Raw genomic sequence first — 24,111 nt, forward strand, 5'->3', positions numbered from 1 at the left:
TGGGGCACCGGGGGCGTGGCCGCAAGGATACCGGCATCGGCCATGCGCCTGCACAAAGGGGGCCCCGAAAAGCAAAAAGGCGGCCGAGGCCGCCTTCTTGTGCACTCACCGCATCAGGCGGCCGGTGGCTGCTCGAAAGGCAGCTTCATCGCTGAGAGGTCGCGGCGGGTTTCCACCAGCACCAGCGGGCCCTCGTCGACCACCACCACGGGTGGACGCTCGCGCGGCACGTGGATGGGCTTGGGCTCTGCTGCGATCGCAGCCTGCACGGCGGCGATCTTTGCGGCATCGGAGTTCACCCACTGCAGGCCCGACGACTCGGCAACCTGCTGCAGCTCGCCGAGCGGCAGGGTGAATGCCTGCACACGGGGCAGGCCGGCTGCGGGGGCCGGGGCTGCCGCCACCGGGGCGGCGGCTGCGGGCGCCGGGGCGGCCACAGGCATTGTCACAGGGGCAACCACGGGTGCTGCCACAGGGGCTGGTGCCTGTGCCACTGGCACGGGGGCGACGGGTGCTGCTGCGACTGGTGCGACCGGGGCAGGGGCGCTTTCCTGCACGGGCGCTGCCACAGGGGCTGCCACGGGTGCTGCGGCTGCGGCAGGGGCGCTGAAGTAGCTGCGGCGTGGTGCATCGTCCTGGGGCTCGGCCGCGGGGGCTGGGACCGCCGAGGTATCGAAGTCCAGCAGCGGGGCTGCTGCCGGTGCCGGTGCGGCTGCGCCCTCGGCATTGTCGCGCGGACCACGCTCGCCACGTTCGCGGCGGTCGCGGCCGTAGCGGTCGCGCGAGCGGCGCTCACGGCGTTGCTCTTCGCTGCCTGCAGCGGCGTTGGCCGACTCGTTGCCGGTCAGGTCCAGGTCGGGCAGCAGCGCCAGCGGCGAGGTATCGGCGAAGTCGCCGGCCGGTGCCGCCTGTTCAGCGCCCTCGGCATTGCGGGGGGCGCGCTCACCGCGCTCGCCACGTTCACGGCGGCCGGAGCCGTCGCCGCGCTCGCGGCGGGGGCCGCGCTCGCCGCGTTCGCCACGGGGGGGCTGGCCGGCGGCGGCGTCGGCGCCACTGCCGATCGGGCCTTCCACCTGGGCGCCGGCAACTGCAGCGGCCTGCTCGCCATTCAGCGCAGCGCCGTTGGCCTGGTTGCGGCTTTCGCCGTCGTTGCGGCCACGGCCATTGCGGCCGCCGCGTCCTTCACGGCCCTCGCGGCCTTCACCCTCGGGACGGCGTTCGCCGCCTTCGCGGGGTGGGCGGTTGCCCTGGCCCTCGGCATCGCGCGGTGCGCGGCCTTCGGCCGAGCGCTCACCGCGGCGGCCACGGCCTTCTGCGGCGCCATCGCGGTTGCCACCGTCACGGCCGCCGCCTTCGCGCTGGCCATCGCTGCGGCCAGGCGCGTCGCGGTTGCTGCGGCGTCCGCCACGGCTTTCACCGCGGCCATCACGGCGGGGTTCACGGGCGGTGGTTTCTGCCGCGGCAGGTGCGGGCGCGGCGGCAGGGGTTGCCACCGGGGCCGGTGCTGCTGGCTTGTCGCCGAAGCCGAAGAAGCCCTTGATGAAGGCCAGGATGCCTTGCTCCTGCGGCGCGGCCGGGGCAGCTGCAGCAGGTGCCGGTGCGGGCGTGGGGGCAGCGGCGGCTGGTGTGCCTGCGGGGCGCTGGCCCTGGCCGGCGCGTGCGGGGCGGGCCGTGCCTTCGGGGCGGGGCTCGACCTGCGGGGCCGGTGCGTCGGGCAGCACGCCCTTGATCACCGGGGTCTGCTTGTTGGTGGGCTCCTGCGAGCGGCGCGTCACGGCCGTGGGGTCTTCCACTTCCTCGGCGAGCTTGTAGCTTGCTTCGATGTGGTCCAGGCGCGGGTCGTCGTGCTTGAGGCGTTCCAGGCGGTAGTTGGGGGTTTCCAGCGTCTTGTTGGGAACCATCAGCACGGCCACGCGCTGCTTGAGCTCGATCTTGGCGATCTCGGTGCGCTTTTCGTTCAGCAGGAACGAGGCCACTTCCACCGGCACCTGGCAGTGCACGGCGGCCGTGTTGTCCTTCATCGACTCTTCCTGGATGATGCGCAGGATCTGCAGCGCCGAGGACTCGGTGTCGCGGATGTGGCCCGAGCCACCGCAGCGCGGGCAGGGGATGGAGGAGCCTTCGGACAGCGCGGGCTTCAGGCGCTGGCGGCTCATTTCCATGAGGCCGAACTTGCTGATGGTGCCGAACTGCACGCGGGCGCGGTCCTGGCGCAGTGCGTCGCGCAGGCGGTTTTCCACTTCGCGGCGGTTCTTGCTCTCCTCCATGTCGATGAAGTCGATCACGATCAGGCCGCCCAGGTCGCGCAGGCGCATCTGGCGCGCCACTTCGTCGGCGGCTTCCAGGTTGGTGCGGGTGGCGGTTTCCTCGATGTCGCCGCCCTTGATGGCGCGGGCCGAGTTCACGTCCACGCTGACCAGCGCTTCGGTGTGGTCGATCACGATGGCGCCGCCCGAGGGCAGTTGCACGGTGCGTGCGTAGGCCGATTCGATCTGGTGCTCGATCTGGAAGCGGCTGAACAGGGCGGCGTCGTCGCGGTAGCGCTTCACGCGGGCGGCATGCTCGGGCATGACGTGCGCCATGAACTGCTGCGCCTGTTCGTAGATGTCGTCGGTATCGATGAGGATGTCACCGATGTCGTTGTTGAAGTAGTCGCGGATCGCGCGGATGACGAGGCTCGATTCCTGGTAGATCAGGAAGGCGCCCTTGCCGCCCTTGGCGGCGCCGTCGATGGCGTTCCACAGCTTGAGCAGGTAGTTCAGGTCCCACTGCAGCTCGGGCGCGGTGCGGCCGATGCCGGCGGTGCGCGCGATGATGGACATGCCGTTGGGGTATTCCAGTTGGTCCATCGCCTCCTTGAGCTCGGCGCGGTCCTCGCCCTCGATGCGGCGCGAGACGCCACCGCCACGAGGGTTGTTGGGCATCAGCACCACATAGCGGCCGGCCAGCGAGACGAAGGTGGTCAGGGCTGCGCCCTTGTTGCCGCGCTCTTCCTTTTCGACCTGGACCAGCAGTTCCTGGCCTTCGCGGATCACTTCATTGATGCGTGCCTGGCTGGGGGAGACGCCAGGGGCGAAATAGCTGCGCGAGATTTCCTTGAACGGCAGGAAGCCGTGGCGGTCTTCGCCGTAGTCGACGAAGCAGGCTTCCAGCGAAGGCTCGACGCGCGTGACGACGGCCTTGTAGATGTTGCCCTTGCGCTGCTCGCGCCCCTCGATCTCGATCTCGTAGTCGAGGAGCTTTTGTCCGTCGACGATGGCCAGGCGCCGTTCTTCGGGCTGCGTGGCGTTGATGAGCATCCGCTTCATGATGCGATTCCTTCTTGTGTTTCGCGGTGGGCAGCGGCGCAGCCATCAGTGCTGCAGCGGGCTGCCACCCGCAGTTCCAAACCATTGAACAAGCTCTACAGGAGCCGTGAATGCCTGGACTGACGCGTCGAAACGAAGGGAATTGCCGGGGATGCCGAAAGCCTGCCGCGCGTTAGCGCGGCAGCAAAAGGCAGGGGCGCGTGGAAGGGGGCGAGTGGGAGAGGCGCAGTTTTGCCACGAACAAGGCGGCTGGTTGCGCTTGCCGGGTGGATGCCACAGGCCCTTGCCATTGCGCGCGCATGGCCAGGGGCATGCGCCACCGCCATAAGGTCACAATCCAGGCCATCAACAACCACATGCTCGCTTCGATCCGCTGGCAGACCTTGCCCTGGTGGGGCGCATCTGCCAGCTTGGGGGATTCCGTATCAGTGTTTCAATCTGTCAGCCCGCCGGCTGGCGCCCAGGCCATTGCAGGCATCTGGCCTGCAATCTGCGTGGGCGACACCCGCTGGCATCGACCGGCCTGCGCCCGTGTGGCGGTCGTGTGGACTAAACTCCAGACAAATCAACCACTTACACAGCAACGCGCAGGTGAAACACATTATAGGGGGCAAACCGCCGTCCGGTCCCGCCCCGGCTTCCAACCCGCCAGCCGCCCGGTTCGTCGAGGTCGACGAGGACTCGGCGGGCCAGCGCCTCGATAACTTTTTGATACGGCATCTCAAGGGCGTGCCCAAGACGCATGTCTACCGCATCATCCGCAGCGGCGAGGTGCGCATCAACAAGGGCCGCGCCAGCGCCGACACCCGGGTGGAGGCGGGCGACCAGGTGCGCCTGCCGCCCGTGCGTGTCTCCGAGAAGGTGGCCGAGAAGGCCGAGCGCCCGGCGCCCGCGCGCGAATTTCCCATCCTGCTCGAGGACGAGCACGTGATCGCGCTCGACAAGCCCGCAGGCGTGGCCGTGCATGGCGGCAGCGGGGTCAGCTTCGGCGTCATCGAACAGTTGCGCCAGGCGCGGCCGGCCGCGAAATTTCTGGAACTGGTGCACCGGCTGGACCGGGACACCTCGGGGATCCTGCTGGTGGCCAAGAAGCGCTCGGCGCTCACGCACCTGCAGGACCAGTTCCGCGAGCGCGAAACCGGCAAGACCTACCTGGCCCTGGTCACGGGCGTGTGGGCTGCCAGCAACAAGGTCATCGACCTGCCGCTGCACAAGTATTTGCAGGCCGATGGCGAGCGCCGGGTGCGCGTGACCACGGCCGACGACCCCGATGGCATGCGCTCCATCACCCTGGTCAAGGTGCGCCAGAAGGTGCCGGCGCGCCAGGAGCAGGGCCTGCCGGCCATGACCTTGCTGGAGGTGACCATCAAGACCGGTCGCACGCACCAGATCCGCGTGCACCTGGCCAGCCAGGGGCACGCCATCGTGGGTGACGACAAGTACGGTGATTTCGAGCTGAACAAACGCTTGCAGAAGCTGGGCATGCGGCGCATGTTCCTGCACGCCTGGAGGTTACAGTTCAACCACCCGGCCAGTGGCGAGCGCGTGGCGCTCAACGCCGAACTGCCGCCCGAACTGGCCGATTTTGTCCCTTCTGCCTGAGTGCCTTCCTCCATGCGCCCCACGTCCCGTCCCCGCCGCTTCGACCTGATCGCCTTTGACTGGGATGGCACCCTGTTCGATTCCACGCAGATCATCGTGCGCTGCATCCAGGCGGCCGTGAAGGACGTGGGCGGCACCGTGCCCACGGACAAGGCCGCTTCGTACGTGATCGGCATGGCGCTGATGCAGGCGCTGGCCCATGCAGCGCCCGACGTGCCGCCCGAGAAATACCCCGAGCTGGGCAACCGCTACCGTTTCCACTACCTGCAGCACCAGGACGACCTGAGCCTGTTCGAGGGCGTGCTGCCCATGCTGGCCGACCTGCGCGACGCCGGGCACCTGCTCACGGTGGCCACGGGCAAGAGCCGGCGCGGGCTGGACGACGTGCTGCACTCCAAGGACCTCAAGGGCGTATTCGACGGTTCGCGCACGGCCGACCAGACAGCCGGCAAGCCCCACCCGCTGATGCTGCAGGAGCTGATGGCCGAGTTCGATGTGCTGCCCGAGCGCGTGCTGATGATCGGCGACACCACGCACGACCTGCAGATGGCGCTGAACGCCGGCTGTGCCAGCGTGGGGGTGAGCTATGGCGCCCATGAGCCCGATGCCTTCCATGTGCTGCAGCCGCTGGCCGTGGCGCATTCCGTGCGCGAGTTGCATGACTGGCTGCGGGCCAATGGCTGATCTGCGCCCCCGCGCCACTGCTGTCCTGCCATGAGCACCACCGAATCCGCCCCCATCGCCCTGTGCAACAGCGCCGACCTGGCGGACGGCGGCCTTGCGGTGCCGTTCGATGTGACCTACGCCGGCCAGACCTGCCGCGCCTTCGCCATCCGCTACCGCGGGGCGCCGCACGCCTACCTCAACCGCTGCACGCACGTGGCGATGGAGATGGACTACCAGCCGGACCGTTTTTTCGACGATTCCGGCAACTGGCTGCTGTGCGCCACGCATGGCGCCGCCTACCTGCCCGACACGGGCCAGTGTGCGGGCGGGCCCTGCCGGGGCGGCCTGGTGAAGATCACCCTCTCGGAGTCCGACGGTGTGGTGCACTGGCATACTGCCTACAACCTCCAGCCCGTCGTGTTCTAGAGCATGATGATCCGAACGGGCATGCCCCTGTTTTTCTGCACCCCTGCCTGCCCGGGGTGCACGGTGTCTCAAAAGGCCTGAAATGACCGATCCGCAACAGCCCGGAACCCCGGGTTCCGACAAGAATTTTCCCCCTTCGCAGGACCTGTGGTCGCAATCGGCCGCCCCGTCCGGCGCCCGCGCGGCGGCGCAGGAGCCCGGCTGGGAGCGTGCCACGCTGGAGAAGCTGGCCTTTGCGGCGCTCAGCGAGCAGCGCTCGGCCCGGCGCTGGAAGATCTTTTTCCGCTTCGCATGGCTGTTCCTGATCGTCGCGCTGGCCTGGGGGGCCATGCGCCAGGCGTCGACGGGCGCCAGCAAGAGCACGCCGCACACGGCGGTGGTGGACGTCAAGGGCGAGATCGCCTCGGGGGCCGAGGCCAGTGCCGAGTTCGTGGTGGCGGCCATGCGCAGCGCCTTCGAGGACGAGGGCTCCCAGGCCGTGGTGCTGCTGATCAACTCGCCGGGCGGCAGCCCGGTGCAGGCCGGCATCATCAATGACGAGATCGTGCGCCTGAAGGCCAAGTACAACAAGCCGGTGTATGCCGTGGTCGAGGAGACCTGCGCCTCGGCTGCCTATTACATTGCGGCAGCGGCCGATGAGATCTTCGTGGACAAGGCCAGCATCGTGGGCAGCATCGGCGTGCTGATGGATGGCTTCGGCTTCACCGGCATCATGGAAAAGCTCGGTGTGGAGCGCCGCCTGCTCACCGCGGGCGAGAACAAGGGCTTCCTCGATCCCTTCAGTCCCCAGACCGAAAAGCAGCGCGAGTATGCGCAGGCCATGCTCAACCAGATCCACCAGCAGTTCATCGCCGTGGTGAAGGCGGGCCGGGGCGATCGGCTCAAGACCACGCCCGAGACCTTCAGCGGCCTGTTCTGGACCGGCCAGCAGGCCGTGGAGATGGGACTGGCCGACAAGCTCGGCAACCTCGACTTCGTGGCGCGCGAAGTAGTCAAGGCCGAGGAGATCATCGACTACACCCGCCGTGACAATGTGGCCGAACGCCTGGCCAAGCGCTTCGGCGCGGCCATGGGCATCGGCGCGGCCAAGGCCATGATGTCTGCCGGGCCGCAACTGCGCTGATCAGGAATCCAGTCCGCCAGCCTTGCGTTGGCGTGAGCCGTCTTCGAGGATGGTGTCGTCGGCCAGCAGCTTGCCCGAGTCATCCCACTGCTTGCGCGCCTCCAGCCGGGTGCGGCCCCGGGCGTCGGGCGCGGTGTAGCGGTCTTCCTGGGCCAGGCGGCCATTGGGGTAGAACAGTTGCTGCACGCCGGTGCGCTGCTGCTGTTCGGTGAGTGTTTCCTTGCGCGTGAGCCGGCCCTCGTCGTCGCGCAGTTCGCGCTGGATGCGGGCGGCCTCGCCGGTGCCGGTCATGGTCGAGCGCTCGCGCGCCGCCCCGTTCAGGTACCAGCGCTCCAGCAGCACCTCGCGTCCGTCGGCATAGCTGTGCTGCTCGGTCAGCTGGCCGGTGCTGCCGAAGCGGCGCAGGCTGTGCAGTGGCCCACGGGTGTCGCGCAGAAAGCGCTGTTCGTCGGGCAGGAAGATGCGCTCCTCGCGCAGCACGCTCTTGCCACCCTCGGTGAAAAAGCTGCGGTGCACGCGCCTGCCTTCCTCGAAGAGCATCTGCTGCGCGACCAGGCCCTCGCCTGTCCATTCGGTGGACAGCAGCAGCCTTCCCTGGTCGTAGCGCACCTGGCCAGTCTTGGCACCCGCGCTGGTGAACAGCGGGGTGTCGGCGGCGCCCTCGAAGCCGCAAAGCTTGCGGTCTTCGGGCAGGACGCTGGTGCGTGGGCACTGCAGCCGCGTGGGCTGGCCGGCTGCGTTGTATTCGATGACGAACTGCTCCTGCCCACCGGTGTGGAAAGACACGCGCTCGGGTCGGCCATTGGCATCGAAGCGGCGCACCACCCCGACGGTGCTGCCGTTCTCGGCGAATTCCTCGCGCTTGAGCTGCCCGTTGGGCCAGAACTCGGCCACACGGCCCTGGCTGTTGCCGCGCTCGTTCACGCTGCGCTCACGCAGCAGTTTGCCTTCCCGGTCGAAAAAGCGTTCCTTGCCCAGGTACTTGCCGTCCTTGAGCTCCTGCTCGCGCTGCAGCTGGCCGGTGTTTTCGTCGCGGCAGCGCAGCAGGCCGGTCAGGCCGGCGGTTTCAGCCCCATTGTTGGGGTTGACCGGCTTGCCGTTGAATTCGCAGCGGATGATGGCGTTTGCGCCCGTGGCGCAGGTGCCCAGGGCAAGAAGCAGGAGGGCGGGCAGGCGTTGCATGGCGTGAAGGAGGGGTCAGCGGCCCAGGGCGAACACCATGGGCGTGCGGTTGCCGGGTACCAGGGGCTGGGCACGCCACTGGCGCACGAGCTGGCTGCGGATCTGCGCGTCGGGCAGGGTCAGCCCGCTGGCCAGGGCCAGGCGGGTGTGGGGCTGCAGGGTCTGTACCAAGGCCTGCCACAGCGCGGGGTTGCGGTAGGGCGTCTCGATGAAGAGCTGGGTCTGGCCGGTCTTGAGGGCCAGGGACTCGAGTTCGCGGATGCGCTGCGTGCGCTCCTGTCCGTCCTGGGGCAGGTAGCCGGCAAAGGCGAAACTCTGGCCGTTGAGGCCGCTGGCGGCCAGGGCCAGCAGCAGCGAGACCGGGCCCACCAGCGGCACGACGGGGATACCCAGGTCGTGTGCGGCGCGCACCACGGACGAGCCCGGGTCGGCCACGGCCGGCATGCCGGCCTCGCTGACCAGGCCCATGGCGTGGCCGGCGAGGGCGGGCGCCAGCAGGGGCTTGGCGTCGAAGTGGGCCGAGCCCTTGTCGCCGTGGTCGCCCTTCTTGTGCACCTCGCGCGGCAATTCGGTGATCTGCTGCTGCTGCAGGGGGGCGGCCAAGGGGTGCAGGGCATCGATGCGCTTCAGGTAGGCACGGGTGCTCTTGGCGTTCTCGCAGACCCAGTGGGTGAGCTGAGCCGCCTGCTGCAGGGTGCCGGCGGGCAGGGCTTCCTGCAGTGGGATTTCCACGTCGCAGCCGAAGTCGAGCGGGGCGGGCACCAGGTACAGCGTGCCGCTGGCGGCGGCATGGGCGGGCGCGTCCACGGGTGTGGCGGGGCGCGTGCTCATGGCAGGACCACCCCGGCGGCGCGCAGCATGCGGCAGGTGCGGATCAGCGGCAGGCCGATGAGGGCTGTGGGGTCATCGCTGTGGATGGCGTCGAGCAGGGCGATGCCCAGGCCCTCGCTCTTGGCGCTGCCGGCGCAGTCGTAGGGCTGTTCGGCGCGCAGGTAGCGTTCGATCTCCTCGTCCGACAGATCGCGAAAGCGCACTTCCACGGGGGCGATGTCCACCTGCTCGAAGCCGTTGGCCTGGCACACGGTGGCCACGGCGGTCTGGAAAATCACGGTCTGCCCGCGCATCTGGCGCAGTTGCTGCACGGCGCGCTCATGGGTGCCAGGCTTGCCCAGGGGCTGGCCCGCCAGGTCCGCCACCTGGTCGGAACCGATGACCACGGCCTCGGGATGAAGGCGTGCCACGGCCCGGGCCTTGGCCAGGGCCAGGCGCAGGGCCAGATCGCGTGGGGCTTCCCCGGGGGCGGGGGTCTCGTCGACCTCGGGCGAGGCGACTTCGAAAGGCAGGTTCAGGCGGGACAGCAGTTCGCGCCGGTAGCGCGAGGTGGAGCCCAATACCACAGGGCGTTGCAGGGCGGGGGATTGATGCATTCGCTGATTCTCTTACACTGCCGCCATGACCAAGGAATTCTCAGTGGACCGGCTCGACGTCAAGGCGTTTGCTTTGGCTGGCGCGCGCCTGGCCGGCCATGATTCCCTTTTGAAGTATGAGCGCCTGGCCCAGGAGGCCCGGGGCCTGCATCCCGACCTGCTGGTGGACTGGCAGGCACAGGGAGAAGTGCGCACGGCGCTCGGTGGTGCCAGCCAGGTGTGGCTGGTGCTCAAGGTGCGTGCCGCCTTCCCGATGCAATGCCAGCGCTGCCTCACGCCCGTGGACGTGCCGCTGGAGGTGGGCCGCGCCTTCCGTTTCGTGGCCGACGAGGCCACGGCCGAGGCCCTCGACGACGAGAGCGAAGAAGACCTGCTGGCCATGAGCCGCGAGTTCGACCTGCACGAGTTGATCGAGGACGAGCTGCTGATGGCGCTGCCCGTGGTGCCCAAGCACGACGAGTGCCCTACGGCCGTGCCGCTGGCATCGTCGGATGACGACTTCGAGGAAGCGAACGCGGACAAGCCCAATCCATTTGCGGCGCTGGCAGGCCTCAAAAAAGACAGCCACAAGCACTGAATCCATTTGGGCTATAATCGAGGGCTTCGCGCGAATCCCCTCGTGTCTTCTATGGGCCCATCGCGTATTTACCAACCTATTTAAGACCAGGAGCCATCATGGCCGTTCAGCAAAACAAAAAGTCCCCTTCCAAGCGCGGTATGCACCGTTCGCACAATGCCCTGAATGTGCCGGGCATTGCTGTGGAGCCTACCACCGGCGAAACCCATCTGCGCCACCACATCAGCCCCAACGGTTTCTACCGTGGCCGCCAGGTGCTCAAGAACAAGTCTGAAGCCTGATCTTCAGTACCCCTCAAAGGCCCGTTGCTACTGAGTTTGTAGCGCGGGCCTTTGTTTTGACCGTTGTATCCATCTTCCGGCCCGCGCTGTTGGCCGGACAAGTCGCCCATGATCACACTGGCTGTTGACTGCATGGGGGGCGATCACGGCCCCCGCGTCACGCTCGCGGCGTGCCGTCAGTTCCTTGGCAATCACCCGGATGCCCGCCTGCTGCTGGTCGGCCTGGCGGACAGCCTGCACGATTTTTCCCACGACCGCGCCACCATCGTCCCCGCCACCGAGGTGGTGGCCATGGACGACCCCGTCGAGGTGGCCCTGCGCCGTAAAAAAGACTCTTCCATGCGTGTGGCCATCCAGCAGGTCAAGGATGGCACGGCAGCAGCAGCGGTTTCGGCTGGCAATACCGGCGCCTTGATGGCCATTGCGCGTTACCTGCTCAAGACCCTGGACGGTATCGACCGGCCCGCGATTGCCACCCAACTGCCCAACAACCAGGGGCGCGCAACCACGGTGCTGGACCTGGGGGCGAATGTGGACTGCTCGGCCGAGCACCTGCTGCAGTTCGCGGTCATGGGCTCGGCCCTGGTGTCGGCCCTGCGTGATGACGGCGGCGAGCCCACCGTGGGTTTGCTCAATATTGGTGAGGAGATCATCAAAGGCAGCGAAGTCATCAAAAAAGCGGGTGAACTGCTGCGATCTGCGGCCGAAGCTGGGGATCTCAACTTTTACGGAAACGTCGAAGGCAATGACATCTTCAAGGGCACGGTGGACATCGTGGTCTGTGATGGATTTGTCGGCAACGTGGCGCTCAAGGCCAGCGAGGGTGTTGCGGCCATGGTGATCGGTGGGCTCAAGAATGAGTTTTCCAAGAACATCTTCACCAAAGCTGCTGCCATCATCGCTTATCCGGTGCTAAAAGCGCTCATGACCCGCATGGATTACCGGCGCTACAACGGCGCCGCCTTGCTGGGGTTGCGCGGACTGGTGTTCAAGAGCCACGGCTCGGCCGACGCCATGGCCTTCGAACAGGCGCTGAACCGGGCGTATGATGCAGCCCGCAACAACCTGCTCGACCGTGTCCGGGCCCGGATTGCGCACGCAGCGCCGCTCCTGGCCCCTGCCGATGCCCAGCCCCGGCCTGCAGCGGCGACGACACATTAATGAGACGCTATTCCCGCATCACCGGCACTGGCAGCTACCTGCCACCGCGCCGGCTCACGAATGCCGACCTGGTGGCCGAGCTGGCCCGCGATGGCATCGAAACCTCGGACGAGTGGATCGTCGAGCGCACGGGAATCCGGGCGCGGCATTTTGCGGCCCCCGACGTGGCGGCCAGCGACCTCGGGCTGGAAGCGGCCCGCAATGCCCTCTCGGCCGCGGGCCTGGAAGCGAAGGACATCGACCTGATCATCGTCGCCACGTCCACGCCGGACATGGTGTTTCCCTCGGTCGCCTGCATTCTGCAGAACAAGCTGGGTGCCAATGGGTGCCCGGCCTTCGATGTGCAGGCTGTGTGCAGCGGCTTCGTCTATGCGCTGTCGGTGGCCGATGCCATGATCCAGACCGGCGCTGCCAACCGCGCCCTGGTGATTGGCGCCGAGGTGTTCAGCCGCATCCTGGATTTCAAGGACCGTACCACCTGCGTGCTGTTCGGTGATGGCGCCGGGGCCGTGGTGCTGGAGGCGTCCGACACGCCGGGCATCCTGTCGAGCGACCTGCATGCCGATGGCAAGCATGTCGGCATCCTGTGCGTGCCGGGCAATGTCTCGGGTGGCCAGGTGCTCGGCGATCCCGTGCTCAAGATGGATGGCCAGGCCGTGTTCCGGCTGGCCGTGGGGGTGCTTGAAAAGGCGGCCCACGCCGTGCTGGCCAAGGCCGGCCTGACCGAAGCCGATGTGGACTGGCTGATTCCCCACCAGGCCAACATCCGCATCATGCAGGGCACGGCCCGCAAGCTCAAGCTGCCGATGGACAAGGTGGTGGTCACGGTGGACCAGCATGGCAATACATCGGCGGCCTCCATTCCGCTGGCGCTCGACCACGGGGTGCGCAGCGGGCAGGTCAAGAAGGGTGAAACGCTGCTGCTCGAAGGCGTTGGCGGTGGATTCACCTGGGGCGCCGTGCTCCTGAAGCTGTAGCCTGCCGCCTGCGCGCGGCCTGCAGTACCCGATTCCTTTCTTCTATCTGTGCTGGCATGAAGTCATTTGCATTTGTTTTTCCCGGGCAGGGCTCGCAGTCGGTCGGCATGCTCGACGGCTGGGGTGATCACCCCGCGGTGGCCGAGACCCTGCGCGAGGCCTCGGATGCCCTGGGTGAAGATATTGCCCTCCTGATCAAGGAAGGCCCCAAGGAGGCGTTGGCCCTGACCACCAACACCCAGCCGGTGATGCTGGCCGCCGGTGTGGCGGCGTGGCGTGTGTGGCGTGCCGAGGGGGGCGCTGCGCCCGTCGCGCTGGCCGGGCACTCGCTGGGTGAATACTCCGCGCTGGTTGCTGCGGGTGTGCTGACGCTGTCGCAGGCGGCGCCCCTGGTGCGCCTGCGTGCTGCCGCGATGCAGGAGGCCGTGCCCGTGGGGACTGGTGCCATGGCGGCCATCCTGGGCATGGAGGCTTCCAAGGTCATCGCCGGTTGTGCCGAGGCGGTGGCTGCGTTCGGCCCCGGCAGTGCCGAGGTGGTGGAGGCCGTGAATTTCAACGACCCCATCCAGACCGTGATTGCCGGTACCAAGGCGGCCGTGGACAAGGCCTGCGAGGTGCTCAAGGCGGCTGGTGCCAAGCGCGCGCTGCTGCTGCCGGTGTCGGCGCCTTTCCATTCGAGCCTGATGAAGCCCGCAGCCGACAAGCTGCGCGAGGCGCTGGCCAGCGTGGCGCTGGCGGCGCCCGCCATTCCCGTGGTCAACAACGTGGATGTGGCGATGCACAGCGATGCCGACGCGATCCGCGATGCGCTGGTGCGCCAGGCCTTTGGTGCCGTGCGCTGGGTGGAATGCGTGCAGGCGCTCAAGGCGCGCGGCGTGACGCATATCGTGGAGTGTGGCCCCGGCAAGGTGCTGGCCGGCCTGACCAAGCGCATCGACCCCGAGCTGGTCGGTGCCGCAGTATTTGACACGGCCTCGCTGGCCGAAGCACGGGAGTTGCTGGCATGACGGATTCTGTTCAACAACCCGCCCAGGTGGCGCTGGTCACCGGCGCGTCGCGCGGCATTGGTGCGGCGATCGCGCTGGAGCTGGCGGTGCGCGGCTACCAGGTGGTCGGCACGGCCACCACCGACGATGGCGCGGCGCGCATCTCTGCGGCGCTGGCGGCCTACCCGGGCTCCAAGGGCGTCAATCTCAATGTGAACGACGGTGCGGCCATCGAGGCCACCATCGATGCCATCGTCAAGCAACAGGGCGGCCTGCACGTGCTGGTGAACAATGCCGGCATCACGCGCGACACCCTGGCCATGCGCATGAAGGACGATGACTGGGATGCGGTGCTGGACACCAACCTCAAGGCGGTCTTTCGCGTGAGCCGGGCTGCCATCCGCCCCATGATGAAGCAGCGCTTCGGACGCATCATCAGCATCACCAGCGTGGTCGGTGCATCGGGCAATCCAGGCCAGGCCAACTATGCTGCCGCGAAAGCCGGCGTGGCCGGCATGACGCGCGCGCTGGCGCGTGAACTGGGCAGCCGCAGCATCACCGTGAACTGCGTGGCCCCCGGGTTCATCGAGACCGACATGACCGCCGGCCTGCCTGAAGAGCAGCAAAAAGCCCTGCAAACGCAGATCGCCCTGGGCCATCTGGGCAAGCCTTCGGACATCGCACATGCGGTCGCCTACCTCGCTTCGCGCGAAGCAGGCTATGTGACCGGGCAGGAGTTGCATGTCAATGGCGGCATGTACATGTAATTGTTGAAAGATAACGCCGGTTCATCCGGACGGCGGGCTGCTGAGGGGCTTCTCCTGAAGCGGCTAGAATCGCGGATTCATTCACAACCCCCAGAGGGAAACCATGAGCGATATCGAAGCACGCGTCAAAAAAATCATTGCCGAACAACTCGGTGTGGAAGAGTCCCAAGTCACCAATGAAAAGGCCTTCGTGGCAGACCTCGGTGCCGACTCGCTCGACACGGTGGAACTGGTGATGGCCTTGGAAGACGAGTTCGGCATCGAGATCCCTGACGAAGACGCCGAGAAGATCACGACGGTGCAAAACGCCATCGATTACGCCAACACCCATCAGAAGGCCTGAGCCGGCGCACCGCGCCTGACTTGAGCGATCAGCAGAAGGTTTTTACGCATGAGCCGTCGTCGCGTTGTCGTGACCGGCCTGGGTTGCGTCAGCCCCGTGGGAAACACGGTGGCAGATGCCTGGGCCAATGTCCTCGCCGGAAATTCCGGCATTGACCTCATCACCAAGTTCGATGCGTCGAACTTTGCCTGCAAGATTGCGGGGGAGGTCAAGGGGCTTGACCTGGAGTCGTACATCAGCGCCAAGGATGCGCGCTCGATGGACACCTTCATCCATTTCGGCATTGTTGCGGCAGCGCAGGCCATACAGGATGCGGGGCTGCCCACCGGAGAGGCGCTGGACGACGAGTTCGCCACGCGCATCGCCTGTGTGATCGGATCCGGAATCGGTGGCCTGCCGCTGATCGAGGACACCCATGCCGAGCTGACCAACCGCGGACCACGGCGTATCACGCCGTTCTTCGTGCCGGCCTCCATCATCAATATGGTGGCGGGCCATGTGTCCATGCGTTTTGGCTTCAAAGGCCCGAACCTGGCGGTGGTGACGGCCTGCACGACAGGCCTGCACTGCATCGGCGAGGGCGGCCGCATGATCGAATACGGCGACGCTGACGTGGTGATTGCCGGTGGCACGGAATCCACGGTGTCCCCACTGGGCATCGGCGGCTTTGCCGCGATGCGTGCACTGTCCACCCGCAACGATGATCCCAAGACGGCGTCGCGCCCCTGGGACAAGGACCGTGATGGTTTCGTGCTGGGTGAAGGCGCGGGCGTGCTGGTGCTCGAGGAGTACGAGCATGCCAAGGCCCGTGGCGCCAAGATCTATGCCGAGCTCAGCGGCTTCGGCATGAGCGCCGATGCCGGCCACATGACCGCACCGAACATGGACGGCCCGCGCCGCGCCATGATCAGCGCCATGCGCAACGCCGGCATCAACCCCGAGGACGTGGGCTATCTGAACGCGCACGGCACCTCCACGCCCCTGGGCGACCTCAATGAAACCAATGCCATCAAGGCCGCATTGGGCGATGCCGCCTACAAGACGGTGGTCAGCTCCACCAAGTCGATGACGGGCCACCTGCTCGGCGGCGCGGGCGGGATCGAAAGCGTGTTCACCGTGCTGGCGCTGCACCACCAGAAGGTGCCGCCGACCATCAACCTGTTCAACCAGGACCCCGAGTGCGACCTCGATTACTGCGCCAATACGGCCCGTGATCTGAAGATGGACTATGCGCTCAAGAACAACTTCGGCTTCGGCGGGACCAACGGCTCCCTGGTGTTCAAGCGGGTCTGAGCGGCCGCTGCCTCCGTGCCGGGCCCCTGTCGTGGGGCTGCGGTGCGCGCTGGCCGGCGGTTTGCGGCAAACTGCAGGGCGATGATGGCCCCGCGCTTCCTTTTTCTTCCATGAGTTCCACGGCACGCCGTGCTCCTGCCGTGCGCTTTCCGGTGCGGCGCAGCCGTGCCGTGGGGGGCGTGCTGGCGGCTCTGGCGCTGGCCGGGGGCGCAGCCTTGTTGGCCTGGTGGCTGGTGGGGGCGGGTCGGGGCGCGCTCGTGGCCGCTGCCGGTGCTGCCGCCTGGCTGGCCGCGGTGGCGGCGGCCAGGCATTGGTGGATCGGCCAGTTTTGCGGGGAGCTGCGCTGGGATGGCCAGCAATGGTGGCTGGACCGCCTGCTCCCTGGGGGCTCGCCGATGCCCTTGAAAGGCGCGCCCGAGGTCCAGTGGGACCTGCAGGACCACCTGTGGGTGTGTGCCCATGCCACCCCGGGGCGAGCGCGCACCTGGCTGTGGCTGGAGTGCCGCCAACAGCCCGAGCGCTGGCCCGATCTGCGCCGTGCGGTATATTCGCGCGCCGGAACGGGCACCGTGGGTGCTGCCGAGTTCGCGCCGATCCACAGCCGAGAGGCGTGAAGAACCCCCCTTTGATGACTGCCCAAACGCCGCCTCCCGTACCCGACAACAGCGATCTTCAATTGGTGGAGCGCACGGTGGCGGGCGACCAGCGGGCGTTCGAGCTGCTGGTCATCAAGTACCAACGCCGCATCGAGCGCCTGATCGGCCGCATGGTGCGCGACACGGACATCATCCAGGACATTGCGCAGGAAACCTTCATCCGCGCCTACCGGGCCTTGCACCAGTTCCGGGGGGACGCCCAGTTCTACACCTGGCTGTACCGGATTGCCGTGAATACGGCCAAGAAGGCGCTGATGGACATGAAGCGCAATCCGGTGGTTTCGGAAAATGCCCTGAGGGGTGCCGATGACGAAGATGAAACTTCTCGTGTCGGGCATGAACTAACCAGCGACGAGACCCCTGAAACGGTGCTGGCGGCCAATGAAATCGCCCAGGCGGTGAATGCCGCCATGGAGGCGCTGCCCGAGGATTTGCGCCAGGCCGTGACGCTGCGCGAGATCGAGGGGCTCAGTTACGAAGAGATCGCTGCCGCCATGGGGTGCCCCATAGGCACGGTGCGGTCGCGTATTTTCCGTGCGCGGGAGGCGATTTCGGCCCGCGTGCGCCCGATGCTGGAAAACCAGACGGGCAAAAGGTGGTGATTGTGTGGTGTACGGCAAGGGCGAAGCAGTGTTCGGTGACGGATATGCAGGTGAAACCATGAACAATGATGTGACAGCGAAGCGCGAACAGATTTCGGCACTGGCCGATGGCCAATTGCATGGTGATGCGTTTGCGGATGCCATGGCGTGCACGGGCGACGACGAAGGTCTGGCCACGTGGCAGCTCTACCACCTGGTGGGCGATGTGCTGCGTTCGAACGAACTGGCGCGTGCCGATGGCAGCAGCGTGCTGCTGTCGCGCTTGCGCGAACAGATGGCCCAGGAGGCCCCGGTGCAGCGCCCGGTGGCCCTGGCGCCCGAATCCGGGTTGGCCGTGGTGGCGCAGGCGCAGCTGCCGGCGGCCAACGCCTCGGTGTTCCGCTGGAAGATGGTGGCCGGTGTGGCGTCCCTGGCGGCCGTGGCGGCCATCGGGTGGTCGTCGGTCGGTGCGTTGCAGGGCGGGCGCGGGGCGTCCGGTCCGCAGCTGGCGTCTTCCGGGGTGCCGGTGATCCAGGCGTCGCAGCAGCCCCAGGGATTGCTGCCATCCGCGCCCCTGGTCGCCGTGGCCGACAACGAGGGGCAGCAGGTCATGATCCGCGATCCGCGCCTGGATGAGCTGCTGGCTGCCCACAAGCAATTCGGCAGCACCTCGGCGCTGCAGATGCCCGCGGGCTTCCTGCGCAACGCCACGTTTGCCTCGCCCAGCCGCTGACGGCTGCCGCTTGCCTTGGAATCGGATTGATGCCTGATCTTGCCCTGGTGGGTGCCATGGAAAGCCGGTGGTGGCGCCGAATGATCGCGGGTGCGGCGTTGTGGGTGGGTGCGGCCTTGGCGGTCGTGGGTGCGGTGCCGTGCGCCCAGGCCCAGCCCGCGCAAGGGCCGTCCGCATCGGCGTTGCCGCCGATGTCGGTGGTGACCCCTGCGCGGGATATCGCCCAATGGATCGAGCGCATGCACGAGGCGCCGCGCAAGCGCTCCTATGTCGGCACTTTCGTGGTGCTGTCGTCATCGGGCGCCATGTTCAGCTCGCGCATCTGGAATGCCTGCGATGGCAAGCAGCAGCTCGAGCGCGTGGATGGCCTGAGCGGCACGCCGCGCAAGGTCTTTCGGCGCAACGACGAGGTGCGCACCTTTTTGCCCGAGGAGCGCACCGTGCGCACGGAGCGCGGGGATGCGCGGGGCCTTTTCCCACAATTGCCGTCGGTGCAAGGCACTTCCCTGGCCAAGCACTATGAAGCCCAGGTGCTCGGGCAGGAGCGCGTGGCAGGACTGGATGCCGATGTGGTCTGGTTCAAGCCGCTCGATGCCTTGCGTTTCGGCTACCGTATCTGGAGCGAAAGGGGGTCGGGCCTGGTGGTCAAGATGCAGACCCTGGCAACGGACGGCAGGGTGCTGGAGCAGGCGGCGTTCTCCGAGCTCGACCTCAACGCCTCCGTGTCCATGGACAAGCTCGCGCGCATGATGGACGATGTGTCGGGCTACAAGGTGATCGCCCCGGCTGCGGCCAAGACCACAGCGCTGGAGGAGGGCTGGCGCCTGCGGCAGCCGGTGACCGGCTTTGTGCCGCAAAGCTGCCACAAGCGGCTGGCGGCTGCGGGGCCCGCAGAGGCTGCGCCGGTGCTGCAGTGCCTGTATTCCGATGGCCTGGCGACGGTGTCACTGTTCATTGAGCCCTTCGATGTGAGGCGGCATGGCACGCAAGGCCAGTTGGGCAGCGTGGGCGCTACGCAGATGCTGGGCCAGCGCATGGCGTCCGAGGCCTGGGTGACGGCCGTGGGCGAAGTCCCCATGCAGACGCTGCGCCTCTTCGTGGGTGCGCTGGAGCGTGTGCGCTGAGCCAGGGCTGCCCACTAGGGGTGGAGGTTTTCGGGAACCATTTGCCGTCCCCCCTTTCACATGCAGTGACACATTGAGGCGTTCCCCCACATTTCATGAAAGGTCGATGATGTCCAAGTTTCACGGGAGTATGTTGCGCGCCCTGGCCATGTCCGGCATGGTGGCAGCGGTGGCCAGCGTGGCAGTGCTGCCCCAGGGCGTGGCGATGGCGCAGTCCGCGGTGGTGCGAGGTCTGCCGGACTTCACCGATCTGGTGGACCAGGTCGGGCCCTCGGTCGTGAACATCCGCACACGCGAGAAAGCGTCGGAGCGCTCGGCCAGCGGCATGGACGAGGAGATGCTGGAGTTCTTTCGCCGCTTCGGCGTGCCGATCCCCAACATGCCGCGCCAGCAACGTCCCCAGCGCCCCCAGCAGGAAGAGGAGGCACAGCCGCGAGGCGTCGGTTCGGGGTTCATCCTCACGGCCGATGGCTTCGTGATGACCAATGCCCATGTGATCGATGGCGCCGACGAAGTCATCGTGACGCTGACCGACAAGCGGGAGTTCAAGGCCCGCGTCGTGGGCGCCGACAAGCGCACCGACGTGGCCGTGGTGAAGATCGATGCCACCGGCCTGCCGGCCGTGAAGGTGGGCGACGTGAGCCGCCTCAAGGTCGGGGAGTGGGTGATGGCCATCGGCTCGCCCTTCGGCCTGGAAAACAGCGTCACGGCGGGCATCGTGAGTGCCAAGGCACGCGACACCGGCGACTACCTGCCCTTCATCCAGACCGACGTGGCCATCAATCCCGGCAACTCCGGTGGTCCGCTCATCAACATGCGGGGTGAGGTGGTGGGCATCAACAGCCAGATCTATTCGCGCTCGGGCGGCTTCATGGGCATCTCGTTCGCCATCCCGATGGACGAGGCCATCCGCGTCAGCGAACAGCTGCGCTCTTCGGGGCGGGTGACGCGCGGCCGCATCGGCGTGCAGATCGGCAACGTCAGCAAGGACGTGGCCGAGACCATCGGTCTGGGCAAGGCGCAGGGTGCGCTGGTCACGGGTGTGGAATCGGGCTCGCCCGCGGACAAGGCGGGGGTCGAGGCGGGTGACATCATCACGCGCTTTGACGGCAAGCCCATCGAGAAGGTGGCAGACCTGCCGCGCCTGGTGGGCAACACCAAGCCGGGCACGAAGAGCGCCATCACGGTGTTTCGCCGCGGCAGCTCGCGCGACCTCAGCGTCACCATCGCCGAGATCGAACCCGACAACAAGCCGGTGGCCAAGGCGGCCGAGCCGAAAGAGGAGAAGCCCAAGGCATCGGCAGCGGCCCAGCAGCTGGGCCTGTCCGTCCTCGAGCTCACCGACGCGCAGAAGAAGGAGCTCAAGCTCAAGGGGGGCGTGGCCGTGGCTTCGGCCACTGATGCTGCTGCGCGTGCGGGCCTGCGCGAGGGCGACGTGATCCTTTCGGTTGCCAACACGGAGGTCGCAAGCCTCAAGGACTTTGAAGCAGTGGTGTCCAAGGCAGACAAGAGCAAGCCCCTGAGCGTGCTCTACCGACGTGGCGAGTGGGCCCAGTACGCAGTGATCCGGCCTCTGCGTTGAGGAAAGAAGGCCATCGGGCGGCCGTGCGCACAAGCCGGTTTCAGGAGGGCTATTCCCTCTGACTCCGGTGGGGTTTTGCCAAAAATCCCACCGGAAGCGAGCCTGCGCCAAGGGTCGAAAAAAAATTGAAAGGTTAGCTCTCGCTAACTTCTGGACCAGTGCATCAACCAGTTTCGATAGAATACGGGTGCTTGTTCAACCATTATGTGCATATTGAACGGCGCCTGCTCCACCATGCGGGATGTACCGTGCTCATGCACAGCTGATCCACAGCTCACCCACAAGTTGTTCATCGATGTGTGGCTTGAATCTGTGAATAAACTGTGTATAAAATCCCTGTTGCAGTCAGGCAACGACCCTTTTCCTGCCAGTGCCGGGCTGCTCCCGACACGCTTTTTGCCTACAATGAAGATCCAACTATCGCAGTTGCCAATGATTGTTGGTTCAGGGCGCGTCGCCACTCGACGCGCCCTTTTTTCTTGTGCGCGCCGTTTTAATTCAATTACTTGACGCTTCCCGTTGATGAACCACATCAGAAATTTTTCCATCATTGCGCACATCGACCATGGCAAGTCGACGTTGGCCGACCGCTTGATCCAGCGATGCGGCGGCCTTGCGGACCGCGATATGGAGGCCCAGGTTCTGGACTCGATGGACATCGAAAAAGAGCGTGGGATAACCATCAAGGCGCAGACCGCTGCGCTGCAGTACAAGGCGCGTGATGGACAGGTCTACAACCTCAACCTGATCGACACGCCGGGCCATGTGGACTTCTCGTACGAGGTGAGCCGCTCGCTGTCTGCATGCGAGGGCGCACTGCTCGTCGTCGATGCATCGCAAGGTGTGGAAGCACAGACCGTTGCCAACTGCTACACCGCGCTGGACCTCGGCGTCGAAGTGGTGCCCGTGCTCAACAAGATGGATCTGCCCAATGCCGATCCCGACAACGCGAAGGCCGAGGTCGAGGACGTGATCGGCATCGACGCGACCGATGCGATTCCCTGCTCGGCCAAGACCGGCATGGGCATCGACGAGATCCTCGAAGCCATCGTGGCCAAGGTGCCTGCGCCGCGTGGCAATGCCGACGGTCCGCTGCGTGCCATGATCATCGACAGCTGGTTCGACAGCTACGTCGGCGTGGTGATGCTGGTGCGTGTCGTCGACGGTCGTCTGCTCAAGGGCGAGCGCATCAAGATGATGGCCACGGGGGCTGTGTACAACGCGGACAACCTGGGCGTTTTCACCCCTGCCAACGAGCCACGCGAGTCCCTTGATGCGGGTCAGGTGGGCTACATCATCGCCGGCATCAAGGAGCTGCAGGCCGCCAAGGTGGGCGACACCATCACCCTGGAAAAGAAGCTGCCCAACAATGCCGGGCCGGCCACTGAAGCACTGCCGGGTTTCAAGGAAATCCAGCCGCAGGTGTTTGCCGGCCTGTATCCGACGGAAGCCAGCGAATACGACTCGCTGCGCGACGCGCTCGAAAAACTCAAGCTCAACGATGCCTCGCTGCACTACGAGCCCGAGGTCAGCCAGGCGCTGGGCTTCGGTTTCCGCTGCGGCTTCCTGGGCCTCTTGCACATGGAGATCGTGCAGGAACGCCTGGAGCGCGAATTCGACCAGGACCTGATCACCACCGCGCCCAGCGTGGTCTACCAGGTGGTGCGCGCAGACGGCGAGACCGTCATGGTCGAGAACCCCTCCAAGATGCCCGACCAGGGCCGTCTGGAAGAGGTGCGCGAGCCCATCGTCACGGTGCACCTGTACATGCCCCAGGACTACGTGGGCCCGGTGATGACACTGGCCAACCAGAAGCGCGGCGTGCAGATCAACATGGCCTACCACGGCCGCCAGGTCATGCTGACCTACGAGATGCCCCTGGGCGAAATCGTGCTCGACTTCTTCGACAAGCTCAAGTCGGTCTCGCGCGGCTATGCCTCGATGGACTACGAGTTCAAGGAGTACCGCGCCTCCGACGTGGTCAAGGTCGACATCCTGCTCAATGGCGAGAAGGTCGATGCGCTGTCCATCATCGTGCACCGCTCGCAGTCGCAGTACCGCGGCCGGGCTGTGGTCGGCAAGATGCGCGAGATCATCAGCCGCCAGATGTACGACGTGGCCATCCAGGCCGCCATCGGTGCCAACATCATCGCCCGCGAGACCATCAAGGCGCTGCGCAAGAACGTGCTGGCCAAGTGCTACGGCGGTGACATCAGCCGCAAGCGCAAGCTTCTGGAAAAGCAGAAGGCGGGCAAGAAGCGGATGAAGCAGATCGGTTCGGTCGAGGTGCCCCAGGAGGCCTTCCTCGCCATTTTGCAGGTGGAAGATTGATGCAGTTCATGCAAATTCTCACGGCGGCCATCCTGGCGGCCTTTGTCGGTTACATGGGTTCTTGGTACTTTGGCCTCATCGAGGGCAATTTTGCGCTGCTGCTGTTCCTGGCCACGGTGGTCACGGGAGTGTTCTGGCTGGCGGAGCGCCTGTACTTTCTGCCCCAGCGCCGCCGTGCGGCCCAGGCAATCGAAGACGCGGCTGTGCAGCGCCGGGCCGAACTCGACCGCATGGGCATCCAGAAGGTGGACGTGGATGTGCAGGAAGCCCAGGGTCGCCTGCTCATGCAGCCCTGGTGGCTGGACTGGACGGCCGGCCTGTTCCCGGTGATCGCGGCGGTGTTCGTGCTGCGCTCCTTCCTGTTCGAGCCCTTCAAGATTCCGTCGGGCTCGATGATTCCGACGCTGCTGGTGGGCGACCTGATCCTGGTCAACAAGTTCACCTATGGCGTGCGCCTGCCCGTGATCAACACCAAGATCATCGAGGGCAACAAGCCGGTGCGTGGGGATGTGATGGTCTTTCGCTACCCGCCCCAGCCCAACCTTGACTACATCAAGCGCGTGATCGGCGTGCCGGGCGACGAAGTGGCCTACCTGAACAAGCGCCTGACCGTCAATGGGCAGGCGGTGCCCACCACCAATGCGCCGGACTTCTTCGAGGAAGACAGCATGCGCTACTTCAAGCAGTTGGAGGAGCAGTTGGACGGCAAGGCCCACCGGCTGCTGAACAATCCCGAGGTCCCTGCTTTCATCCAGGGCGCGAGCAATTTTGCGTACCGCGAGAACTGCCGCTACAGTGTCGAAGGCGTGGTTTGCAAGGTGCCCGAGGGCCACTATTTCATGATGGGGGACAACCGCGACAATTCGCTGGACTCCCGTTACTGGGGCTTCGTGCCGGACGCCAATATCGTGGGCAAGGCCTTTTTTGTCTGGATGAATTTCGGTAATCTCAAGCGCATCGGGCCTTTTCATTGACCGATAGCCCA

The 24,111-nt window shown here is 66.2% G+C and carries 23 protein-coding genes; 19 read left to right on the top strand and 4 right to left on the bottom strand.

What is annotated here, in order from left to right; translation table 11 throughout:
* Positions 1–113 precede the first annotated feature (113 nt).
* The gene (locus AC07PA_RS04985; protein ID WP_494604577.1) at positions 114–3,308 is read right to left on the bottom strand and encodes an Rne/Rng family ribonuclease; all 3,195 of its coding nucleotides are present in this window, start codon (positions 3,306–3,308) and stop codon (positions 114–116) included.
* Positions 3,309–3,899: 591 nt separating this feature from the next.
* On the opposite strand from AC07PA_RS04985, the gene AC07PA_RS04990 reads away from it, so the two are divergent.
* From AC07PA_RS04990 to AC07PA_RS05005, 4 genes are all read left to right on the top strand, one after another.
* Positions 3,900–4,910, top strand: coding sequence for an RluA family pseudouridine synthase (locus AC07PA_RS04990; protein WP_145696850.1), 1,011 nt, complete (start codon positions 3,900–3,902; stop codon positions 4,908–4,910).
* A 12-nt stretch (positions 4,911–4,922) separates the two neighbouring features.
* Complete coding sequence (locus AC07PA_RS04995) at positions 4,923–5,594, top strand: HAD family hydrolase (RefSeq protein WP_007848238.1); 672 nt, start codon at positions 4,923–4,925, stop codon at positions 5,592–5,594.
* 30 nt (positions 5,595–5,624) lie between these two features.
* Positions 5,625–6,002, top strand: coding sequence for a Rieske (2Fe-2S) protein (locus tag AC07PA_RS05000; protein ID WP_007848237.1), 378 nt, complete (start codon positions 5,625–5,627; stop codon positions 6,000–6,002).
* An 82-nt stretch (positions 6,003–6,084) separates the two neighbouring features.
* Positions 6,085–7,125 carry a S49 family peptidase gene (locus AC07PA_RS05005; RefSeq protein ID WP_007848236.1) on the top strand — a complete coding sequence of 347 codons (1,041 nt, stop codon included), beginning with the start codon at positions 6,085–6,087 and terminating at the stop codon, positions 7,123–7,125.
* Here AC07PA_RS05005 and AC07PA_RS05010 read toward each other — a convergent pair whose 3' ends face one another.
* Genes AC07PA_RS05010 through AC07PA_RS05020 form a run of 3 tightly spaced genes read right to left on the bottom strand, consistent with a single transcriptional unit; the run spans position 7,126 to position 9,734 of the window.
* Positions 7,126–8,307 (bottom strand): toxin-antitoxin system YwqK family antitoxin, encoded by a 1,182-nt coding sequence (locus AC07PA_RS05010; RefSeq protein WP_494604581.1) that lies wholly within the window; start codon positions 8,305–8,307, stop codon positions 7,126–7,128. It lies immediately after the preceding gene.
* A 15-nt stretch (positions 8,308–8,322) separates the two neighbouring features.
* Positions 8,323–9,138 (bottom strand): SAM-dependent methyltransferase, encoded by an 816-nt coding sequence (locus tag AC07PA_RS05015; RefSeq protein WP_494604583.1) that lies wholly within the window; start codon positions 9,136–9,138, stop codon positions 8,323–8,325.
* Complete coding sequence (locus AC07PA_RS05020) at positions 9,135–9,734, bottom strand: Maf family nucleotide pyrophosphatase (protein WP_007848227.1); 600 nt, start codon at positions 9,732–9,734, stop codon at positions 9,135–9,137. Before AC07PA_RS05020 ends, AC07PA_RS05015 begins: the two co-directional genes overlap by 4 nt.
* A gap of 25 nt (positions 9,735–9,759) precedes the next feature.
* On the opposite strand from AC07PA_RS05020, the gene AC07PA_RS05025 reads away from it, so the two are divergent.
* The 15 genes from AC07PA_RS05025 to lepB all read left to right on the top strand — a co-directional run bounded on the left by AC07PA_RS05025 (position 9,760) and on the right by lepB (position 24,100).
* Positions 9,760–10,311: a YceD family protein gene (locus AC07PA_RS05025; RefSeq protein ID WP_494604585.1), complete on the top strand. Its 552-nt coding sequence runs from the start codon at positions 9,760–9,762 to the stop codon at positions 10,309–10,311.
* Between the two features lie 98 nt (positions 10,312–10,409).
* On the top strand, positions 10,410–10,592 hold the full coding sequence (rpmF, locus tag AC07PA_RS05030; RefSeq protein ID WP_005794249.1) for a 50S ribosomal protein L32: 183 nt from the start codon (positions 10,410–10,412) through the stop codon (positions 10,590–10,592).
* A gap of 108 nt (positions 10,593–10,700) precedes the next feature.
* Positions 10,701–11,753 carry a phosphate acyltransferase PlsX gene (gene plsX / locus AC07PA_RS05035; protein ID WP_007848205.1) on the top strand — a complete coding sequence of 351 codons (1,053 nt, stop codon included), beginning with the start codon at positions 10,701–10,703 and terminating at the stop codon, positions 11,751–11,753.
* Complete coding sequence (locus AC07PA_RS05040) at positions 11,753–12,730, top strand: beta-ketoacyl-ACP synthase III (protein ID WP_145696855.1); 978 nt, start codon at positions 11,753–11,755, stop codon at positions 12,728–12,730. The genes plsX and AC07PA_RS05040 overlap by 1 nt, the downstream gene beginning before the upstream one ends.
* Before the next feature lie 56 nt (positions 12,731–12,786).
* Positions 12,787–13,737, top strand: coding sequence for an ACP S-malonyltransferase (gene fabD, locus AC07PA_RS05045; RefSeq protein WP_494604588.1), 951 nt, complete (start codon positions 12,787–12,789; stop codon positions 13,735–13,737).
* Positions 13,734–14,483 carry a 3-oxoacyl-ACP reductase FabG gene (fabG, locus tag AC07PA_RS05050; RefSeq protein ID WP_007848198.1) on the top strand — a complete coding sequence of 250 codons (750 nt, stop codon included), beginning with the start codon at positions 13,734–13,736 and terminating at the stop codon, positions 14,481–14,483. Before fabD ends, fabG begins: the two co-directional genes overlap by 4 nt.
* Positions 14,484–14,586: 103 nt before the next feature.
* Positions 14,587–14,826 carry an acyl carrier protein gene (gene acpP, locus AC07PA_RS05055; RefSeq protein WP_003058049.1) on the top strand — a complete coding sequence of 80 codons (240 nt, stop codon included), beginning with the start codon at positions 14,587–14,589 and terminating at the stop codon, positions 14,824–14,826.
* Between the two features lie 48 nt (positions 14,827–14,874).
* A complete protein-coding gene (fabF, locus tag AC07PA_RS05060) occupies positions 14,875–16,119 on the top strand; it encodes a beta-ketoacyl-ACP synthase II (RefSeq protein WP_007848152.1) in 1,245 nt (414 codons plus the stop codon).
* A 110-nt stretch (positions 16,120–16,229) separates the two neighbouring features.
* Entirely contained in the window at positions 16,230–16,733 is a 504-nt protein-coding gene (locus tag AC07PA_RS05065; RefSeq protein ID WP_494604591.1) for a hypothetical protein, read from the top strand.
* A 14-nt stretch (positions 16,734–16,747) separates the two neighbouring features.
* Entirely contained in the window at positions 16,748–17,377 is a 630-nt protein-coding gene (gene rpoE / locus AC07PA_RS05070) for an RNA polymerase sigma factor RpoE (RefSeq protein WP_035201873.1), read from the top strand.
* A 58-nt stretch (positions 17,378–17,435) separates the two neighbouring features.
* Entirely contained in the window at positions 17,436–18,089 is a 654-nt protein-coding gene (locus AC07PA_RS05075; protein ID WP_007848146.1) for a sigma-E factor negative regulatory protein, read from the top strand.
* Positions 18,090–18,118: 29 nt separating this feature from the next.
* The gene (locus tag AC07PA_RS05080; protein WP_494604594.1) at positions 18,119–19,213 is read left to right on the top strand and encodes a MucB/RseB C-terminal domain-containing protein; all 1,095 of its coding nucleotides are present in this window, start codon (positions 18,119–18,121) and stop codon (positions 19,211–19,213) included.
* A gap of 109 nt (positions 19,214–19,322) precedes the next feature.
* Positions 19,323–20,795 carry a Do family serine endopeptidase gene (locus tag AC07PA_RS05085; RefSeq protein ID WP_494604596.1) on the top strand — a complete coding sequence of 491 codons (1,473 nt, stop codon included), beginning with the start codon at positions 19,323–19,325 and terminating at the stop codon, positions 20,793–20,795.
* 522 nt (positions 20,796–21,317) lie between these two features.
* A complete protein-coding gene (lepA, locus tag AC07PA_RS05090; RefSeq protein ID WP_007850122.1) occupies positions 21,318–23,126 on the top strand; it encodes a translation elongation factor 4 in 1,809 nt (602 codons plus the stop codon).
* Positions 23,126–24,100, top strand: a complete 975-nt coding sequence (gene lepB, locus AC07PA_RS05095) for a signal peptidase I (protein ID WP_494604598.1) — start codon at positions 23,126–23,128, stop codon at positions 24,098–24,100. The genes lepA and lepB overlap by 1 nt, the downstream gene beginning before the upstream one ends.
* Positions 24,101–24,111 lie beyond the last annotated feature (11 nt).

The organism is Acidovorax sp. GW821-FHT09B03 (assembly GCF_059418305.1).

Coding starts and splice junctions, on each gene's coding strand:
- AC07PA_RS05075 (WP_007848146.1), top strand. CDS start 17,436: ATGAACAATGATGTGACAGCGAAGCGCGAACAGATTTCGGCACTGGCC.
- AC07PA_RS05085 (WP_494604596.1), top strand. CDS start 19,323: ATGTCCAAGTTTCACGGGAGTATGTTGCGCGCCCTGGCCATGTCCGGC.
- AC07PA_RS05025 (WP_494604585.1), top strand. CDS start 9,760: ATGACCAAGGAATTCTCAGTGGACCGGCTCGACGTCAAGGCGTTTGCT.
- AC07PA_RS04985 (WP_494604577.1), bottom strand. CDS start 3,308: ATGAAGCGGATGCTCATCAACGCCACGCAGCCCGAAGAACGGCGCCTG.
- rpoE (WP_035201873.1), top strand. CDS start 16,748: ATGACTGCCCAAACGCCGCCTCCCGTACCCGACAACAGCGATCTTCAA.
- AC07PA_RS05020 (WP_007848227.1), bottom strand. CDS start 9,734: ATGCATCAATCCCCCGCCCTGCAACGCCCTGTGGTATTGGGCTCCACC.
- AC07PA_RS05065 (WP_494604591.1), top strand. CDS start 16,230: ATGAGTTCCACGGCACGCCGTGCTCCTGCCGTGCGCTTTCCGGTGCGG.
- AC07PA_RS05040 (WP_145696855.1), top strand. CDS start 11,753: ATGAGACGCTATTCCCGCATCACCGGCACTGGCAGCTACCTGCCACCG.
- fabD (WP_494604588.1), top strand. CDS start 12,787: ATGAAGTCATTTGCATTTGTTTTTCCCGGGCAGGGCTCGCAGTCGGTC.
- lepA (WP_007850122.1), top strand. CDS start 21,318: ATGAACCACATCAGAAATTTTTCCATCATTGCGCACATCGACCATGGC.
- AC07PA_RS05005 (WP_007848236.1), top strand. CDS start 6,085: ATGACCGATCCGCAACAGCCCGGAACCCCGGGTTCCGACAAGAATTTT.
- AC07PA_RS05010 (WP_494604581.1), bottom strand. CDS start 8,307: ATGCAACGCCTGCCCGCCCTCCTGCTTCTTGCCCTGGGCACCTGCGCC.
- fabG (WP_007848198.1), top strand. CDS start 13,734: ATGACGGATTCTGTTCAACAACCCGCCCAGGTGGCGCTGGTCACCGGC.
- fabF (WP_007848152.1), top strand. CDS start 14,875: ATGAGCCGTCGTCGCGTTGTCGTGACCGGCCTGGGTTGCGTCAGCCCC.
- AC07PA_RS05000 (WP_007848237.1), top strand. CDS start 5,625: ATGAGCACCACCGAATCCGCCCCCATCGCCCTGTGCAACAGCGCCGAC.
- AC07PA_RS05015 (WP_494604583.1), bottom strand. CDS start 9,138: ATGAGCACGCGCCCCGCCACACCCGTGGACGCGCCCGCCCATGCCGCC.
- rpmF (WP_005794249.1), top strand. CDS start 10,410: ATGGCCGTTCAGCAAAACAAAAAGTCCCCTTCCAAGCGCGGTATGCAC.
- plsX (WP_007848205.1), top strand. CDS start 10,701: ATGATCACACTGGCTGTTGACTGCATGGGGGGCGATCACGGCCCCCGC.
- AC07PA_RS04995 (WP_007848238.1), top strand. CDS start 4,923: ATGCGCCCCACGTCCCGTCCCCGCCGCTTCGACCTGATCGCCTTTGAC.
- AC07PA_RS05080 (WP_494604594.1), top strand. CDS start 18,119: ATGCCTGATCTTGCCCTGGTGGGTGCCATGGAAAGCCGGTGGTGGCGC.
- acpP (WP_003058049.1), top strand. CDS start 14,587: ATGAGCGATATCGAAGCACGCGTCAAAAAAATCATTGCCGAACAACTC.
- lepB (WP_494604598.1), top strand. CDS start 23,126: ATGCAGTTCATGCAAATTCTCACGGCGGCCATCCTGGCGGCCTTTGTC.